Origin of the sequence: uncultured Phascolarctobacterium sp. (assembly GCF_905212365.1) — a bacterium.
GTDB lineage: Bacteria > Bacillota > Negativicutes > Acidaminococcales > Acidaminococcaceae > Phascolarctobacterium_A.
The window spans coordinates 14,690-30,397 of sequence record NZ_CAJMEH010000018.1; the positions used below are offsets into that span (position 1 = coordinate 14,690).

The 15,708-nt window shown below is 50.3% G+C and carries 17 protein-coding genes and 1 pseudogene; 6 read left to right on the plus strand and 12 right to left on the minus strand.

Going from position 1 to position 15,708, the window contains the following annotated elements:
• Nucleotides 1–259 precede the first annotated feature (259 nt).
• From rbr to QZ105_RS04570, 7 genes are all read right to left on the minus strand, one after another.
• Complete coding sequence (gene rbr, locus QZ105_RS04540; protein ID WP_293728671.1) at nucleotides 260–799, minus strand: rubrerythrin; 540 nt, start codon at nucleotides 797–799, stop codon at nucleotides 260–262.
• 55 nt (nucleotides 800–854) lie between these two features.
• A complete protein-coding gene (locus QZ105_RS04545; RefSeq protein WP_293728672.1) occupies nucleotides 855–1,289 on the minus strand; it encodes a Fur family transcriptional regulator in 435 nt (144 codons plus the stop codon).
• Nucleotides 1,290–1,648: 359 nt separating this feature from the next.
• Nucleotides 1,649–2,692: a copper amine oxidase gene (locus QZ105_RS04550; RefSeq protein WP_293728673.1), complete on the minus strand. Its 1,044-nt coding sequence runs from the start codon at nucleotides 2,690–2,692 to the stop codon at nucleotides 1,649–1,651.
• A gap of 85 nt (nucleotides 2,693–2,777) precedes the next feature.
• Nucleotides 2,778–3,422 carry a fructose-6-phosphate aldolase gene (gene fsa, locus QZ105_RS04555; RefSeq protein ID WP_293728674.1) on the minus strand — a complete coding sequence of 215 codons (645 nt, stop codon included), beginning with the start codon at nucleotides 3,420–3,422 and terminating at the stop codon, nucleotides 2,778–2,780.
• Nucleotides 3,423–3,453: 31 nt separating this feature from the next.
• A complete protein-coding gene (locus QZ105_RS04560; RefSeq protein WP_293728675.1) occupies nucleotides 3,454–4,125 on the minus strand; it encodes a hypothetical protein in 672 nt (223 codons plus the stop codon).
• Between the two features lie 85 nt (nucleotides 4,126–4,210).
• Nucleotides 4,211–5,512, minus strand: coding sequence for an amidohydrolase (locus QZ105_RS04565; protein WP_293728676.1), 1,302 nt, complete (start codon nucleotides 5,510–5,512; stop codon nucleotides 4,211–4,213).
• A 15-nt stretch (nucleotides 5,513–5,527) separates the two neighbouring features.
• Nucleotides 5,528–5,722 (minus strand): hypothetical protein, encoded by a 195-nt coding sequence (locus QZ105_RS04570; RefSeq protein WP_293728677.1) that lies wholly within the window; start codon nucleotides 5,720–5,722, stop codon nucleotides 5,528–5,530.
• A gap of 219 nt (nucleotides 5,723–5,941) precedes the next feature.
• Between QZ105_RS04570 and QZ105_RS04575 the strand changes: the two genes are divergently transcribed.
• Complete coding sequence (locus QZ105_RS04575; RefSeq protein ID WP_293728678.1) at nucleotides 5,942–6,247, plus strand: hypothetical protein; 306 nt, start codon at nucleotides 5,942–5,944, stop codon at nucleotides 6,245–6,247.
• An 18-nt stretch (nucleotides 6,248–6,265) separates the two neighbouring features.
• Here the strand turns inward: QZ105_RS04575 and QZ105_RS04580 are convergent, their stop codons facing one another.
• Complete coding sequence (locus tag QZ105_RS04580) at nucleotides 6,266–6,985, minus strand: SIMPL domain-containing protein (RefSeq protein WP_293728679.1); 720 nt, start codon at nucleotides 6,983–6,985, stop codon at nucleotides 6,266–6,268.
• A 184-nt stretch (nucleotides 6,986–7,169) separates the two neighbouring features.
• Here QZ105_RS04580 and QZ105_RS04585 point away from each other — a divergent pair, with 184 nt between their 5' ends.
• The 4 genes from QZ105_RS04585 (at nucleotide 7,170) to QZ105_RS04600 (ending at nucleotide 10,786) form a co-directional block, all read left to right on the plus strand.
• Entirely contained in the window at nucleotides 7,170–7,610 is a 441-nt protein-coding gene (locus QZ105_RS04585; RefSeq protein ID WP_293728680.1) for a DUF3887 domain-containing protein, read from the plus strand.
• Between the two features lie 12 nt (nucleotides 7,611–7,622).
• Nucleotides 7,623–8,993, plus strand: coding sequence for a sodium-dependent transporter (locus QZ105_RS04590; RefSeq protein WP_293728681.1), 1,371 nt, complete (start codon nucleotides 7,623–7,625; stop codon nucleotides 8,991–8,993).
• A 157-nt stretch (nucleotides 8,994–9,150) separates the two neighbouring features.
• On the plus strand, nucleotides 9,151–10,236 hold the full coding sequence (gene trpS / locus QZ105_RS04595) for a tryptophan--tRNA ligase (RefSeq protein ID WP_293728682.1): 1,086 nt from the start codon (nucleotides 9,151–9,153) through the stop codon (nucleotides 10,234–10,236).
• A gap of 64 nt (nucleotides 10,237–10,300) precedes the next feature.
• A complete protein-coding gene (locus tag QZ105_RS04600) occupies nucleotides 10,301–10,786 on the plus strand; it encodes a YbaK/EbsC family protein (protein ID WP_293728683.1) in 486 nt (161 codons plus the stop codon).
• A gap of 60 nt (nucleotides 10,787–10,846) precedes the next feature.
• On the opposite strand, the pseudogene QZ105_RS04605 reads toward QZ105_RS04600, so the two are convergent.
• Nucleotides 10,847–11,008 (minus strand): annotated as a pseudogene (locus QZ105_RS04605) (radical SAM protein); the annotation flags it as partial.
• Between the two features lie 196 nt (nucleotides 11,009–11,204).
• On the opposite strand from QZ105_RS04605, the gene QZ105_RS04610 reads away from it, so the two are divergent.
• Entirely contained in the window at nucleotides 11,205–12,374 is a 1,170-nt protein-coding gene (locus QZ105_RS04610) for an iron-containing alcohol dehydrogenase (RefSeq protein ID WP_293728685.1), read from the plus strand.
• A 60-nt stretch (nucleotides 12,375–12,434) separates the two neighbouring features.
• On the opposite strand, the gene QZ105_RS04615 is transcribed toward QZ105_RS04610, so the two are convergent.
• The 3 genes from QZ105_RS04615 to QZ105_RS04625 all read right to left on the minus strand — a co-directional run.
• On the minus strand, nucleotides 12,435–12,875 hold the full coding sequence (locus QZ105_RS04615) for a GNAT family N-acetyltransferase (protein WP_293728686.1): 441 nt from the start codon (nucleotides 12,873–12,875) through the stop codon (nucleotides 12,435–12,437).
• A 48-nt stretch (nucleotides 12,876–12,923) separates the two neighbouring features.
• Entirely contained in the window at nucleotides 12,924–14,165 is a 1,242-nt protein-coding gene (locus QZ105_RS04620; RefSeq protein ID WP_293728687.1) for a M20 family metallo-hydrolase, read from the minus strand.
• A gap of 527 nt (nucleotides 14,166–14,692) precedes the next feature.
• A partial coding sequence (locus tag QZ105_RS04625) for a hypothetical protein (protein WP_293728688.1) occupies nucleotides 14,693–15,708 on the minus strand: 1,016 nt, incomplete at its 5' end.

The window sequence follows — 15,708 nt, forward strand, 5'->3', positions numbered from 1 at the left end:
GACGCCAACAGGCGCAAACATAAATTACTACATAAAATGCGTTTATTTCTTCTTTATATTATATACGGCTGGAACCTCATCTACAACTCTTTAATAGCCGTAAAGCAGAAAGCTGTTTTTATAACTCAATATAAACAAAGTAATACCTGCCGCATATGCCCGGCCTTAACGCCAGTTCCATATATAAAAAACAGCCTGCGAAAACTCACAGGCTGCTTCTTTTATACATATTTACTTGATACTTTGGGATACGGAATGATTAGTAATTGATAACCTTCAGCTCAAAATATCCTTGCGGATGGTCGCAAACCGGGCATTTAGCCGGAGCCTTATCGGCAACGACAATCTTACCGCAGTTAGTGCAGATCCAAACCTTCTTTTCCTCGCGTTTGAATACGCGGTCGTTTTCAATATTAGCGATTAAAGCGCGATAACGCTCTTCATGCTCTTTTTCAATATTGCCAACCTCGGTGAACAGTCTTGCCAAATCGTTAAAGCCTTCTTCCTTAGCGGTTTGAGCAAATTCTGCGTACATTTCAGTCCACTCGTAGTTTTCGCCTGCAGCTGCGTCCTTCAGATTTTCCATAGTGCTGGGGATGCCGCCGCCGTGCAATGCCTTAAACCAAATCTTAGCATGCTCCTTTTCATTGCCTGCGGTTTCGCTGAAAATAGCGCCAATCTGATTGTAGCCCTCTTTCTTAGCGGTGCTTGCATAATATTGATATTTAGTATGCGCCTGAGATTCGCCTGCAAATGCAGTCCACAAATTTTGCTCAGTTTTGCTGCCTTTTAATTCCATAATAATTTCCTCCTTTTTCTCCACTAACGCAGGTCAGCTGCTGACCTTCCTGCGCTTAGTTTCTATCCTCACCCAAAACATCTTCGCTTTCGTGATCGTTATGCTCCTTCTTTTGGCATTCGGGGCAAACGCCGCTGAAAACGATATCATGATGGTTCATTTTATAGCCGGTTACAGCCGCTACCTTGCCGTCCATATCCGGAATATAATCAAAATTTTCCACATTCATAAATTTGCCGCATTCGGTGCATTTGATGTGGTAATGACGCGCCAGAATATGGTCGAAGCGGTCTGCGCCGCTCGGAACGGAAACCTTGCCCAGCAGGCCGCTTTCCACCAAGCTGTTAAGATTGCGGTAAACGGTGCCTTTGCTGATGTCGGGGTATTCCATAGTGATGCGGTCATACACTTCTTCAGCAGTAGGGTGATCTGCTAAAAAACGTACGGCTGCAATAACGAGTTGCCTTTGGATAGTATTTCTTTTAGCCATGTTCATCATCCTTTTATCAAAAATTATTCTCAATTAGAATTATACATTTTATACTGGATTTGTCAAGTGCTTTTTAGCACAAGCTACACTAATATCACAAATGAAATGTACAATTTTCAAGAACTGTCCGGTATGTTATTGAGAGATTCTTATTTTGCTAAAAAGATAATAGTAAATATTTCACAAACGATACATAATTGTCTGCGTTGAGTAAAAGCCCTGCGCCCAGAGCGTAAACGCCTCATTAAAAATAAAATTGGGAGAGCCTTCCAACAGCTCTCCCGCTAACTTTTTATTTAGTAACTAAAACATATTTACCACAAGGCTTTCTTATCGCCTGTAAAGCAAGCTGCGCAGCCTTAGCGCCAGATAAGCTCCACCGGCAGGTTGGAGGCTCCCGGCGGCGACCAGATAAAGCTGTAGGCCCCCGGCTTCAGCCTGCCTAAATCCACAGCGTCCTCAAAGCGTTCGCCCACGCACAAATCATAATCAGGCAGCGCCAGCAGCCTTCTTCCCTGAGCGCTTTGCAGTACGCCATAGCCAGCAAAAGCTCCGCCAATGGGGTTCAGCACCAAGCTTACCGGCTTATCGCCTGCTACCGTAAAATCCACCTGATAAACGACGCCATAATTGCCGTAGTTTTCTGCCGCCAGCCCCGTGGTAGCGTCCACGCCTTTAGCGTAGCCCTCGTCCGCTCCCGCCAGCTTCAGCTTGTAAGGCGTACCGTCGCGCTGCACCGAATTTTTTAAGGTATAATGCCAGTCTCCGCCAGCAAAGCTTCCCCGCAGCGGATGCTCGTCCATGGGCAAGACAGCCGCGCTGTCGTTAAAAATTTCAAGATCCGTCTGCGGCTCGCACAGCAATACGCTGATCTGCGCCGGGCGCGTCAGCTCCAAATCTATCATGCCCGTTACTATTTCATTAGGCGACAGTACAACGCCGCGCCCGCCCAGCAGCTCGCAGCTGCGTCCAAAGCCTAACGCGCCTTGCTCCTGCCGCTGTTCTTCGGCAAAATAATCCCGCTCCGCCTTCTTGCCTGCGTTCATATAATTATAATCCGGCTGACTTACACCCCTGCGCTTAATGGTATAAGCCACCGGGCGCAGCTGGTCCTCGTTGCGCACCAACAGCGCCAACTTCTTAGAACTATTCATAGCGTTGACATGATGGAAAAAGATGCGCACTGCGCCCTGCACCTTATCACGGTACAAAATGCCCGTTTGATAAACCATCTCCGGACTGTCGGAAAACAGCAGCCTGGGCCCGCTGGCAACAAAATCGGCCTTAACCTCCCGCGCTGTATAATCCTCCGGAATTGTAACGGCGGACTGTGCCGCCGCTGTGTTAAATACGCCGCAGCCCAGCCACAAAGCCGCGCCCAGCAGTAATTTTCTACAATTCATTCTATTCACCCTGCTCCATAACAAAAGCAAAAGCTCCCCGCAAGGGGAGCCAAGCCCATAATATCAGCTTCGCCTCGGCCAAGCCTTATTTTAAAGAATTTTGGTAATCCAGCATAAACTGCGCCAAGCCCTTATCCGTCAAAGGATGCTTGATCATCTGTTCCAGCACTTTGGTAGGAATGGTAGCAATCTGACAGCCTGTCAGCATTACCTTATCCACATGCTCCAAATTACGGATGCTGGCGGCAATAACTTCGGTTTCGATGCCGTACAGCTTGAAGGCCTTAACGATATTTTCCACCAGCTGCACGCCGTTTTCACCAATATCGTCCAAGCGGCCAATAAAAGGACTTACATAAGCAGCGCCTGCGCGGGCAGCCATCAAAGCCTGGGACATGCTGAACACCAGCGTCACATTAGTCTTAATGCCTTCGGCGCTCAAAATTTTTACAGCCTTTAAGCCCTCGGGAATGCAGGGAATTTTGATGACCACGTTACCGGCAATCTTAGCCAGCTTGCGTGCTTCCTCCACCATACCTGCGCATTCGGTGCTGATGACCTCGGCGCTGACCGGGCCGCTGACTAAAGCGGCAATCTCAGGAATTACCTCGGCCTGAGTGCGTCCGCTTTTAGCGATCAGGCTGGGGTTAGTCGTAACGCCGTACACCACGCCCCAATCGACGAATTTAGCAATTTCTTCAACATTAGCAGTATCCATAAAAATTTTCATACACACAACCTCTTTTACTATTTATTATAACTTATGGCAAAATTATCGCTTTATCGGCGTTGGTTTGCGCGGGCAGGCTCATTGTCATCGCTTTAGTCCACACCAGCAGTATATCGCCCGGCAAAATTTGCTCGTAATCCGGGCAAGCCGCGCTGTCGATAGCAGCTATAATATCGTTATTACTGTTCAAAACGCGCACGGCTTTGCCATCATCCGTCAGCTGCACCTGATCCACCGGAAAGAACAAGGGAGTATCCTGGGCTGCGCCCAAAATTATAGCGTAAGCTGCTGCCTGAGGCGGCAGACTGCGCGTCATGCGGCTGGAATAATACAGGCTGACCTTTTGCCCTTCCTGTAATACGCCCGGCAGGCGCAAATTCCCCTTAGCGCCGTCGATAATATAGGTATCGCGGTTCAGCAAACCGATTACGCTGCGGCCGTCATCATCCTTTACCTCTACGCGGCGGCCCTCAACAGAAACGATAACGCCGTTTAAATGCTGCATGGCGGGCGCACGCATTACTTCCGGGTCAGGCGACAGCTCTTCCTGCCGCTCGTAACCATAGCCCCGCGGCTCGCAGTAATATCCGCCGCAGCCGCCATGGCCACGCCCCCAATGGCCGTGGGCCTCGGTCAAAGCCGAGCCCATACCTAAAGCCAGCAAACAGCCCATAACAGCGGCAGCCTTATACATCATTTTCATAATTCATACCTCCGTGAAATATCTTTTCTTTAATATAACAAAAGAATATGGCGAAAGTATAACAAAACGGGAGCTTTATTGCGTCTTATTTATTGGTAAAATGCACAGCGATTTCCGTCAGCGTAGCGGCGGCCTTCCACATACAGTCCTCGTGAAAATCGAAATGGCTGTTATGATGACCGGCGGCAATCTGCGTACCGTACATCATATACAAAGCCTGACCGCCCCTTTGCTGCACGCGCTCCATAAAGTAGCCGCAGTCCTCGCTGCCGCCCATATCCACATATTCCAGCACCTGCTCATAACCGCACTTAGCCTTCGCAAGCTCCGCAACCTCGTGCCCCAGCTCCTTATCCGCCAGACAAGCGGGAGCAGCGCCGGCCATAGTAACCTGCAGCTGTACGTCGTACATTGCGGCGCAGGCCTCCAAAATACGGCGCGCTTCGCTGACCATGAAATTATTGATCTCCGTAGTAGCGCCCCTGGTTTCCAGCTTCAAAGAAGCGATGTCCGGCACAACGTTGCGCCCCGTACCAGCGTTCAGCACGCCTACGTTAATGCGGCTGGAGCCCTGGCTGTGACGGGAAATAGTGTTCAGGGAAATAGCTGACTGCGCGGCGGCCAGCAAAGCGTTCTTGCCCTGCTCCGGCGCAGCGCCTGCGTGAGCAGATACGCCCTTGAACACAGCGTCCAGCTTCGTCGTAGCCAAAAAGCCGTCAGTCATAGTAATCAAAGCATTGTCGGCAGTAGCCTTAAAGCCGATATGCCCGCCGAAAAGATAATCCACATCGTCCACAACACCGGCGTTGACCATGGCGTAAGCGCCGCGCACGCCTTCTTCTGCCGGTTGGAAAATAAGCTTAACGGTACCGGCCAGCTGCTCCCTATTAGCGGCGATAAGCTTAGCCGCAGCCAAGCCGATAGTAACGTGACCGTCGTGGCCGCAGGCGTGCATAGCCTTGGTATGGCAGGAAGCAAAGCCCTCCTGCGCCGGACGGTGCCCGGCTCCACGTTCCTCCTCCACATCGTTGCAGTCCATATCAAAGCGGAAGGCTACCGTCTTGCCCGGCTTGCCGCTGCGCAGTACGGCTACCACGCCGGTTTTGCCACCCGCCATTTGCTTAACCAGCTCCGGGTCCGCGCCCTCGCTGACAGCGCGTGCCATGTATTGCTCCAGCTCTGCCGCGGGCGGTACCCCCATCATGGATGCCTCGTCCACCACTTCTGCGCCGAAGCTTACCTCGTAGCCCAGCTGGCGCAGCTCCTCAATAACCATGCTGGCCGTGCGGAATTCCGTCCAGCCCGTTTCCGGATGCTGGTGCAGATTACGCCGTCTTGCCGTCATTTCTTCACGCAGTGCTTGAGCCTGCTCCCAAATGCTTGTCATAATATGTTCCCCCATTCAAAAAAGTACAGTCTGATCGCTGTCCAAGGGCAGGAAAACCTCGCCCTGATTTCTGCGGCGGTTTTTCTGCGTCACCCACGTGCCGCAGGCAGGACAGCTCATTGCAGAGGTCGGCAGCGCCCAGGCCAGCCGCTTGCCGCATTTCGGGCAGATAAACTCGATTTGCAGCGGCCCCCGTTCTTTCTTTTTCATCGCGCCACCTCCCTGTAAGTACAGAACTATTATAGCACAAATCAGCCGCTTGGCAAATGCCGGGCAGCCTGTAAAACGCTGAAGAAAAACAGCCCTCGCAGGAAAGCTTCCGGCGAGAGCTGCTGAACAATTTTCAGTTTTCACGCTAAAGAATTTGTCTGCAATCTCAGAAACGAGTATAATAGTAGCAAAGCATTATTACAGAAAGGCTGGTGCATCATGCTTACTGCTGCTGATTTTGACAAATTAGGCTTTTGGGAGGACGTTACTCCCGAAGAAAATATTACTGTTTACGGAATGGATTTCGGCGACGCTTATATTATGCTCACCGACGATTTAGGCAAAACTCCGGTCAACGAAAAAGGCTTTATCGTTGCGGCAGCCTATGACGACGCCGACTGCTTCCTGTGGGGCGTGGAGCTGAAAAATTTCGCCGCCCTCAAAAAGCTGTGCACAACCCATCCCGCAGGCAGTCAGGAGCTGCTGGAAGCCCTGCGGGCCTATAAGCTGCCGAAAAAGCAGTAGACGCGCAGGCCGCAAGCCTTATTGCAGGCTAAAGATAGTCTGCACCGAAGCGGTCAGTTTAATATTCTGCGTTTCGATGCGGGTTGCTTCGCTGGCGGCCATGTCCGCCGAAGCCTTGAGCAGCATATTACCGGCGTTGGCAATATTTCTTTCAAAGCCGCTGACATTGTAAATAGTGGCGGCCAACAATGTTCCCAGCGTTCTGCCGCCGGCGTTGGCCACAACCGCCGCCTGCTGCCGGCCGTTTTCTACAGCCTGCGCTAAAAGCTGGCTGCTGTATACTTCCTTATTGCTCACGGTGAAGCTGACGTTGCTAATGTGGTCCACGCCTGCGCCGCTTATCCTGTCGATAACGTCGCCCACCTTGCTCACGTCCGTCACCTTAACGCGCACGGAATTAGAAACCACATAGCCGTCCGGACGGCCCTTGCTGTCGTAACTGCGGTCCATACTGTAATTAGTGGTGCTTACGTTCTCGCCCACAATATTCAATCCCAAAAGAGAGCGCCGTACCACTTCCATCTTATTGGCTGCCTGTCCCACGGCGTCATCAGCCTTAGCGCCGCGCCCCTCCACGGTAAAATACAGATACGCCGTATCGGGAGCAACCTCCATGACGGCATTAGCGCTGACAGTCACACGGTTGCCGTCGTTCTCCGCCGCCAAAGCGCCGACGCTGCCCAGCATAGTCAGGCAGACAACTAAAAGAGCCAAACATAAACGTTTTAATTTATACATGGTAAAACCTCCTTTACTTACCTGTAGTATAACACGTTTACTGGCAGCAAAACGAAAAAACACAAAAAAGTCATAAATGCAGCCGCTGTGCCAAAATTATTTATAAGCGCTACTTTACTATTGCTGCGAAAAAGCTTATGATATAATATACAGTTTTAAACATTAGCGAAAGAGGTGCATCCCTATGAAAAAATTAATTATGCTGCTGACTCTGGCATTGACCGTAGCAGGCAGCAGCCTGTGCTTTGCTGCCGACGGCGGCGATTTAAACAAACAGCAGAAAGCCGTAGAGGTCGTTATTGACGCTTTAAACGGCGCTCCCGTCCCCGAATATTCCGCTCTGCTGCCCATGCTCAGCAAAGCGCTAGATCAAAACATGGGCGAAAAGGGCTTCACTGCGCTGCAAAAAGCTGCTAAAGAAAAATTTGGTACTCTTAAAGAAGCTAAATTTTTTGCCTTCCAACGTTTCGACCAAGCAGACAGCGTTACCTATGTAGGCTCCTTCACTAAAGAAAACATTGTAACCATGCAATTCATCTTCGATAAGCAAAACAAAATGACCGACCTGACGCTGACGCCTTATAAAGCTCCTGAACAGGCTCCCGCAGCAGAAGAGAAGAAATAACGGGTGGCTTTTGTGGAACGTGAAAATTTTTCTTCCAGAATCAGCTTTATCCTGATTTCTGCCGGCTGCGCCATCGGCTTAGGTAATGTGTGGCGTTTTCCTTACATTACCGGGCTTTACGGCGGCGCTTCCTTCGTGCTTATTTATCTGTGCTTCCTGCTGCTTTTGGGCCTGCCCATTATGGTAGCCGAATTTGCCGTAGGCCGCGCCAGCGTGCGCAGCGCCGCCAAATCCTTCGACGTGCTGGAGCCTCCCGGCAGCAAATGGCATTGGTATAAATACGGCGCTATCGCAGGCAACGTCATTCTGATGATGTTCTACACCACCGTTTCCGGCTGGATGCTGTACTACTTCTATAAAATGACCGTAGGCGGCTTTGTCGGACTGGACGCCGACGGCGTAGGCCAGGTTTTCGGCGCGCTGCTGAACGACCCGCTGACCATGGCCATCAACATGATAATTATCGTACTGCTGTGCTTCGGCGTGTGCTACTTAGGCGTCAAGGCAGGCGTAGAGCGCATCACTAAAAACATGATGGCCTGCCTGCTGATTCTTATGGTAATTCTGGCAATCAATTCCGTGACGCTGCCCAATAGCGCCGAAGGTCTGAAATATTATCTTTACCCCGATTTCAATAAAGTTATGGAGCACGGCGTCCGCGAGGTAGTATTCGCCGCCATGGGACAATCCTTCTTTACCCTCAGCCTGGGCATCGGCGCGCTGGCAATTTTCGGCAGCTATATTGGTAAGGAGCAGCGGCTGACCGGCGAGGCTATGTGGATTATGGCATTGGATACCATGGTCGCTATTATTTCCGGCCTGATAATTTTTCCGGCCTGCTTCAGCTTCGGCATCAATCCCGGCAGCGGCCCCAATCTGCTTTTTGTAACGCTGCCCAACGTGTTCAATGCCATGAGCGGCGGCCGTATCTGGGGCACGCTCTTTTTCCTGTTCATGCTTTTTGCAGCCATGTCCACCGTTATCGCCGTATTTGAAAATATTACCTCCTGCATTTGCGACCTCACCGGTTGGGAACGCAAGCGCGTTATCCGCTATAATATCGTCGCTATCATTCTGCTGTCCCTGCCCTGCGTGCTGGGCTTCAATAAATGGAGCGGCTTTCAGCCGCTGGGAGCAGGCAGCTGCGTGCTGGATCTGGAGGATTTTTTAGTCAGCAATAATCTGCTGCCCTTAGGCAGTCTGGTGTACCTCACCTTTTGTACCAGCCGCTACGGCTGGGGCTGGGATAAATTCATCGCCGAAGCGGATACGGGCGAGGGCGTGCGCTTCCCCAAATGGATACGCCTTTACGCGACCTATATTCTGCCTTTGGTCGTACTCTACATCTTCGCCAACGGCTATTACGCCTTATTTGCTAAATAAACCGCGGCCGTCCCCGCTTATGCGGGGACGGTCTTTTTCTTTCGCCACGGCAGCAGCGGCTTACATTGACAGCCCTTGCCAGTAAAGGTATAATTAAAGGTAGATTATTTTGCTGACGGCGAGCCGCCAGCTTCACAGCACCTGGAGGTATAGAGATATGGCAGAAAAAATTATCCTGACCGGCGACCGCCCCACCGGCCGGCTGCATGTAGGCCACTATGTAGGCTCTTTGCGCGAACGCGTGCGCCTGCAAAATTCCGGCGAATTTGATAAAGTATATATTATGATTGCCGACGCTCAGGCATTGACGGACAATGCGGAGCATCCGGAAAAAGTCCGCAAAAATATTATCGAGGTAGCGCTGGACTATCTGGCCTGCGGCCTGGACCCTGCCAAGACTACGATTTTCGTCCAGTCCATGGTGCCGCAGCTTACGGAGCTGACCTTTTACTATATGAATCTGGTCACAGTATCCCGCGTACAGCGCAACCCGACCGTAAAAACAGAAATCAAGATGCGCAACTTTGAAGCAAGCATTCCCGTAGGCTTCTTCGTTTATCCCATCAGCCAGGCAGCCGACATCACCGCCTTCCGCGCCACCACCGTTCCCGTTGGCGAGGACCAGATGCCCATGCTGGAGCAATGCAAGGAAATTGTGCATAAATTTAATTCCGTTTACGGCGAAACCCTGACCATGCCTGAAATCGTGCTGCCCAGCAACGACGCCTGCATGCGTCTGCCCGGCATCGACGGCAAAGCCAAGATGAGCAAATCCCTGGGCAACTGCATTTACTTAAGCGATTCTCCCGCCGAGGTCAAGAAAAAAATCATGTCCATGTACACCGACCCCGACCATATCCGCGTAGAGGACCCCGGCAAGATTGAAGGCAACTGCGTCTTTACTTATCTGGACGCCTTCTGCCGTCCTGAGCATTTCGCCAAATATCTGCCCGATTATCAAAGCCTGGACGAGCTCAAGGCTCATTACCAGCGCGGAGGTTTAGGCGACGTTAAGGTAAAGAAATTCCTCAACAAAGTATTGGAAGAAGAGCTGGCGCCCATCCGTGAGCGCCGCCATATGTGGGAACAGCGTATTCCCGAGGTTTACGAAATTCTGCGCAAGGGCAGCGAAACCGCAGCCGCAGCCGCAGCCGACACGCTGCACGATGTGCGCGCCGCTATGCGCATCAATTATTTTGAAGATGAAGAGCTGATGCATCAGCCCTATGAACCGCAGCATTAATTAACAAAAGGTTAGGAACGCCGCCCGACGGTGCGCCTAACCTTTTTCTTATATGGAGGTCTTTATGCAAATGAACGCCAATCAGCTGCTAGAGCTTTTAGAGCGGCAGCACATCCCCTGCACAGTGCGCCAGCACCGGCCTATTTACACGGTAGCCGAAGGCTTGGCCCTTGGTCTGCCGGAAATAGAAGCGGCAGCCAAAAGCCTTTTTATCACTGACGCTAAGCGTCAAAGCTTTTATTTAGCGGTACTGCCCTTGGATAAGCGCCTTGATTTAAAGCGGCTGCGCGCGCTGCTGCAATCACGCCGCCTCACAATGGCGGCGGCGCAGGACGTACAAGCTATGCTGGACGTAACGCCGGGAGCGGTAACTCCCCTCGCCTTGCTTGGCAGCAGCCAGCCTATCGCCGTAGTTTTCGACGCAGCGCTGCAAGGAAGAACCGTAGCCATACCCTTGGACGGCAATACGCAAACCGTTTGGCTGTCCTGCAGCGCTTTGGAAAAGCTGCTGGCTCAGTCCGGCTACGCAGTGCAATACGCAGCACTGTAAGGCAGTTTCAGCTTATAAATGCTTGAGATGCACACGATAATCGCGCAGACTTTTTTCATCTGCCTCAGCCAAATCCTCCTCTACTTCGCTTAAAGGCGACATACGAAATTTAAACGGCAGCTCGTCATACAGCGTACAGAATTTGCAGGCGTGATGAGTACAGCCCGCCGTAGCCTGAATCAAATGCTGCTGTGAAGCCAGGCCAATCTTTGCCCGCCAGATTACGTCAGCACCTGCGGCGTACAAATCTGCCTGCCCGAAGATTAAACGCCAGCAGCTGGCAGTTCACTAAAAATTCTTAATAATATCACTTTTGCGTAAAGATTCGCAGATGCAATCTCTTCCTAAAAAGTCTTGATAGTGGTAAAATAAAAACATAAGAAATCTTTTCTTACCAGCATATTTTAGGAGGTGCACCATGGCTAGATTTACTTTACCACGCGATATTTATTACGGACCCGGCGCTATTGCTGAGCTGAAAGTTTTGGCAGGACACAAAAAAGCGATGATTCTGACCGGCGGCAGCTCGATGAAACGCGGCGGTTTTTTGCAAAAGGTAGCCGACGTGCTGCACGGCATCGGCATAGAAACCCAATTGTTTGACGGCATCGAACCCGATCCGTCCATAGATACTGTTTTTAAGGGCGCGGCAGCCATGCGTGCCTTTGAGCCCGACGTAATTATCGCCATCGGCGGCGGCTCGCCCATCGACGCAGCGAAAGCTATGTGGGTATTTTACGAGCATCCGGACAAAACCTTTGACGATATCAAGGACCCCTTCACTATTCCCAAGCTGCGCAATAAAGCGATTTTTGTAGCTATTCCCTCCACCAGCGGCACCGCTACGGAGGTTACAGCCTTCTCGGTAATTACTGATTATAAATCCAACATCAAATATCCGCTGGCAGATTTTGAAATCACGCCGGATATCGCCATTTTAGATACGGATATCCCGCTGACCATGCCCAAGACATTAACGGCTCACACCGGCATGGACGCTTTAACCCACGCTATCGAAGCCTACGTAGCCACCGCCCGCAGCAAATTCTCGGACGCGCTGGCACTGCAGGCCATCAGCGATATTTACGACAGCCTGGTAGCCAGCTACTACGGCGATAAAGCGGCCCGCGATAAAATGCATATCGCTCAGTGTCTGGCAGGCATGGCCTTCTCCAACGCTTTGCTGGGCATTGCCCACAGTCTGGCTCATAAAACCGGCGCCGTTTTCCATATTCCCCACGGCTGCTGCAACGCTATACTGCTGCCGTCGGTTATCGAATATAACGCTAAAGCCTGCGGCGCACGTTATGCAGAAATTGCCCGCCGCATCGGCCTGCCCGGCGCTACGGACGAGCAGCTGACTGCCGCGTTGGTAGATTCCATTAAAGGGCTCAACCAAAAGCTAGGCATCGCTCAAACCTATAAGGACAACGGCGTCAGCGAAGAGCTGCTGCTGGAAAACGCCGACGCTATTGCCGCTAATGCAGTGCTTGATCCCTGCACCAGCTCCAACCCGCGTCCTATCGACAATGAGCAAATGAAGCAAGTACTGCTGTGCGCTTATTACGGCACGCCGGTAACATTCTAAAATTAAATCACAAAAGCGCAGGCTTCGCGGCCTGCGCTTTTGCTTTTACGGTCATACTATTTACATTCTCCTCAATAAAATTTTGGCATTGACCTGAAAGCCATAGCTTTCGTATAAACGAACGGCGTCGTCGTTGCCGTCCACAACCTTCACTTCTATCTGCTCTGCGTTTTGCTGGCGCAGCACTGCCATGGCCCAATCCATCAGCGCCCTGCCATATCCTTTGCGGCGAAACTCCGGCAAAACCACAAGATAATCTATTTTGCCGCGTCTATTGGCCACGTCTACCTTGCAAAAGCCAAGCACACGCTGTCCGTCCTCAACCACCGCAATCCGTGAGCTCTGTGAACGCAGAGCTTCGGCGAACATATCTAATGTTACGTCATGCTGGCGGTTGGGGTAAAGCCCTTTAAAATTATGCGATACTTCATTATGATAAGCGGCCAAGGCCTCCAAGCATTCCCGCAGCTTAAAAACCTCGTCAGCCGTAATTTCTCTCATAAACTGCCGCCCTCCTCAGTAATTTTCACAAAACCAAAAGCTTTTATGCTACTCACTAAAAGCGTGCTTTTCGTTCAATGCCAGCAAAGTATCATACAAAACTTGCGTTGCGGCAGCCAAATCCTGCGCGCTGCTGCGTTCTTCCGGGCAATGGCTGCGCCCGCCCTCGCTGGGAACGAACAGCATAGCCGCAGGCATACGCCCGCCAAATATCTGCGCATCGTGACCTGCGCCGCTGGGCAAATACATATAACTGAATCCTCGCCGCAAGCAGCTGGCTTCCAGCTGTTTTTTTATACCGCCATCCATAAAAACAGGCTGCTCCGTCAGCAGCTCCTCCACGGTAACCTTCATTTGCATAGCGTCTGCCAAGCGCTGCACATCTGCCGTCAGCATTTCATACTGCTCCTGTATAGCTATGGCGTCAACGCCGCGAATATCCACAGTAAACGCAACCTGCTGCGGAATGATATTCATTACGTTAGGCTCCACCTGCAAAAATCCTACTGTCGCTACGCTGCCAGGATAGCGGCGCGCTCTGTCGCCAATTTTGCTGATTGCCTTAGCCGCCAATTCCAAAGCATCCTTTCGCATATGCATCGGCATAGTTCCGGCATGATCGGCCTGACCGTAAACAGTTACCAGAGCTCGCTTAATCCCCACAATAACGTCAACTATACCCAGTTGCTTACCAGCAGCTTCCAACACAGGTCCTTGTTCGATGTGTATTTCCAAAAAAGCTGAAATATCCGTCCGACGATGACCTGCTATTTCCTCCGGCTGCAGGCCAAAGTCAGCCATAGCCTGATAAACGCTAACGCCGTCGGCATCTACCAAAGCTTTGATATCAGCAACGCTCAGCTGCCCTGCTAATACCTTGCCCGTAAACAAGCCTGCGTGAAAGCGCGCGCCTTCTTCGTCGTTAGTTGCGATAACTTCTAACGAATAATAGGGCTGCGACTGCTGCCGCTGTAATGCACGCGCTGCCTCAATAGCGCACACCACACCGGCGATACCGTCGTAGGCTCCACCGTGCTTTACCGAATCGTAATGCGAGCCAATCATAATCGTTTCAGGAACAAGTCCCTCCAAACGCCCTATTACCGCGCCGGAATTATCCAATCGCACATGCAGGCCCGCCTCTGTCATCAGCTGGCTTAAATAAGCACAAGCATCCTTGGCTTCCTTCGTATAGGGCAGCCGCGTAACGCCTGCACCCGGAGTAGCAGTAAACTTTTGCAGCTCCGCCAACTCCTGCTCTATATTTGCCGCAACAGCTAGTAAATTCATACATATCGCCTCCTCGCAAAATGAATTTTACAGCTTACTAAAAAATTGCCATAATGAGATTATAAATTTCTTTACCTTGATTAATGGGCGACGAATAAATAATAGCTTTATGGAATCTAAGAACAGACTGATAGAAAAGATTATTTTTAACGCTAACGGCCTTAAAAATTTTAAAAGAACAAGAAACAGATTATTGTACTGTCTAAATCCAAACGATACTTTTAGTTTATAAATAAAAATGGTCTATGCCAAATTCGTCGGATGATGATTTTGGCATAGGCCACAGACTTTGCAAAAGCGCAACCACACAACTGACAAAGCGAAACCACAGTCTTGCAAAAGCGCCCACCACACAAACGTTAGAGCGCCGACCACAGCTTTTGGCAAAGGCCCAAATTTTTGAAGTAAAATTACTTACAAGGCGAAATAATGTTGGCTACAAGAATACCAAAAGCAATCATCAAAAAAAGGGACGACCTCAGCCGTCCCTAAATTTTTGAGAAGTATTAACTTGTCTAAGGGTTAGATTAGAAAGTGAATACTACTTGGCTCCAAAGGGTGCTTACATCTTTGCTGCCTTCTTTGGATTCCAGGTCATACCATTCAACTTGGCCAACAATGTTCTTAGCGAATGCATAGTTAGCAAATACGCTGTAACCCTTGAAGCCTTGAGAAGTAACATTGTTGTAGCTGTCGCCATAACCGTTCATGGTATGGTCAATATAAGCAGCTTGACCCATATCATAGTAACGAGCAACTAAGCCCCAAGAACCAGGTTGAGAAGCTTTAGCGCCTTTGTAGGACAATTTTGCTACATAACCGTCGTCATCGCCTTTAGCAGCATCATCATCGCCGCTCAGATAATCAAAACGCAGTTTTACATTCTTATCAAATGCATATTCAGCACCGATGTTCCAAATGTCGCGATCGTCGTCAATCTTAGTTTTCCAAGCTTTGCCAGCTCCATTATCATCTGCATATTTTTCATAATCGAATGCATAGTAGCCGCCGTGCAGTTCCAAAGCACCAACATTACCGGATACGGTTGCATAATAAGTGGTGTCAGCATTAGGATTATTATTAACAAAAGCATCGTCAGCTGCTTTGTAAGTAGAAGCTTCTACAGTCTGGTCAGCTTTGCCGTAACCAGCTACGATTTTTACATCCTTGCCATAAGTAACTTGGATGCCATCAAAACGGTTATCGTATACATTACCATCAACTAAGTTCAAGTTGTAACGACCAGCTTGTACTTTGAGTCCGCCAAGTTTACCGTTGATGTAAGCACGTTGGAATTTGGTGTCTTCATCACCAGCGTTGTCATGATACAAATCTTGTTCGTTTTGAATCATACCGGTATAAGTCCAGTCTTCGTTAATAGCACCAGTAAACCAAATACGAGAACGCAGTTTGCTGCCATTAGCTTTGTCATCGCCGCCATTATCAGTGTAATGATAACGAACTTCGCCGGTAATCTTTACAGCATCAGCTTTCTTTTCCAGGTTAGCAACGCGAACGCCCAGAGTATCCAGCTCGTCAGCAA

Coding starts and splice junctions, on each gene's coding strand:
- rbr (WP_293728671.1), bottom strand. CDS start 799: ATGGAATTAAAAGGCAGCAAAACTGAGCAAAATTTGTGGACTGCATTT.
- QZ105_RS04545 (WP_293728672.1), bottom strand. CDS start 1,289: ATGGCTAAAAGAAATACTATCCAAAGGCAACTCGTTATTGCAGCCGTA.
- QZ105_RS04550 (WP_293728673.1), bottom strand. CDS start 2,692: ATGAATTGTAGAAAATTACTGCTGGGCGCGGCTTTGTGGCTGGGCTGC.
- fsa (WP_293728674.1), bottom strand. CDS start 3,422: ATGAAAATTTTTATGGATACTGCTAATGTTGAAGAAATTGCTAAATTC.
- QZ105_RS04560 (WP_293728675.1), bottom strand. CDS start 4,125: ATGAAAATGATGTATAAGGCTGCCGCTGTTATGGGCTGTTTGCTGGCT.
- QZ105_RS04565 (WP_293728676.1), bottom strand. CDS start 5,512: ATGACAAGCATTTGGGAGCAGGCTCAAGCACTGCGTGAAGAAATGACG.
- QZ105_RS04570 (WP_293728677.1), bottom strand. CDS start 5,722: ATGAAAAAGAAAGAACGGGGGCCGCTGCAAATCGAGTTTATCTGCCCG.
- QZ105_RS04575 (WP_293728678.1), top strand. CDS start 5,942: ATGCTTACTGCTGCTGATTTTGACAAATTAGGCTTTTGGGAGGACGTT.
- QZ105_RS04580 (WP_293728679.1), bottom strand. CDS start 6,985: ATGTATAAATTAAAACGTTTATGTTTGGCTCTTTTAGTTGTCTGCCTG.
- QZ105_RS04585 (WP_293728680.1), top strand. CDS start 7,170: ATGAAAAAATTAATTATGCTGCTGACTCTGGCATTGACCGTAGCAGGC.
- trpS (WP_293728682.1), top strand. CDS start 9,151: ATGGCAGAAAAAATTATCCTGACCGGCGACCGCCCCACCGGCCGGCTG.
- QZ105_RS04600 (WP_293728683.1), top strand. CDS start 10,301: ATGCAAATGAACGCCAATCAGCTGCTAGAGCTTTTAGAGCGGCAGCAC.
- QZ105_RS04610 (WP_293728685.1), top strand. CDS start 11,205: ATGGCTAGATTTACTTTACCACGCGATATTTATTACGGACCCGGCGCT.
- QZ105_RS04615 (WP_293728686.1), bottom strand. CDS start 12,875: ATGAGAGAAATTACGGCTGACGAGGTTTTTAAGCTGCGGGAATGCTTG.
- QZ105_RS04620 (WP_293728687.1), bottom strand. CDS start 14,165: ATGAATTTACTAGCTGTTGCGGCAAATATAGAGCAGGAGTTGGCGGAG.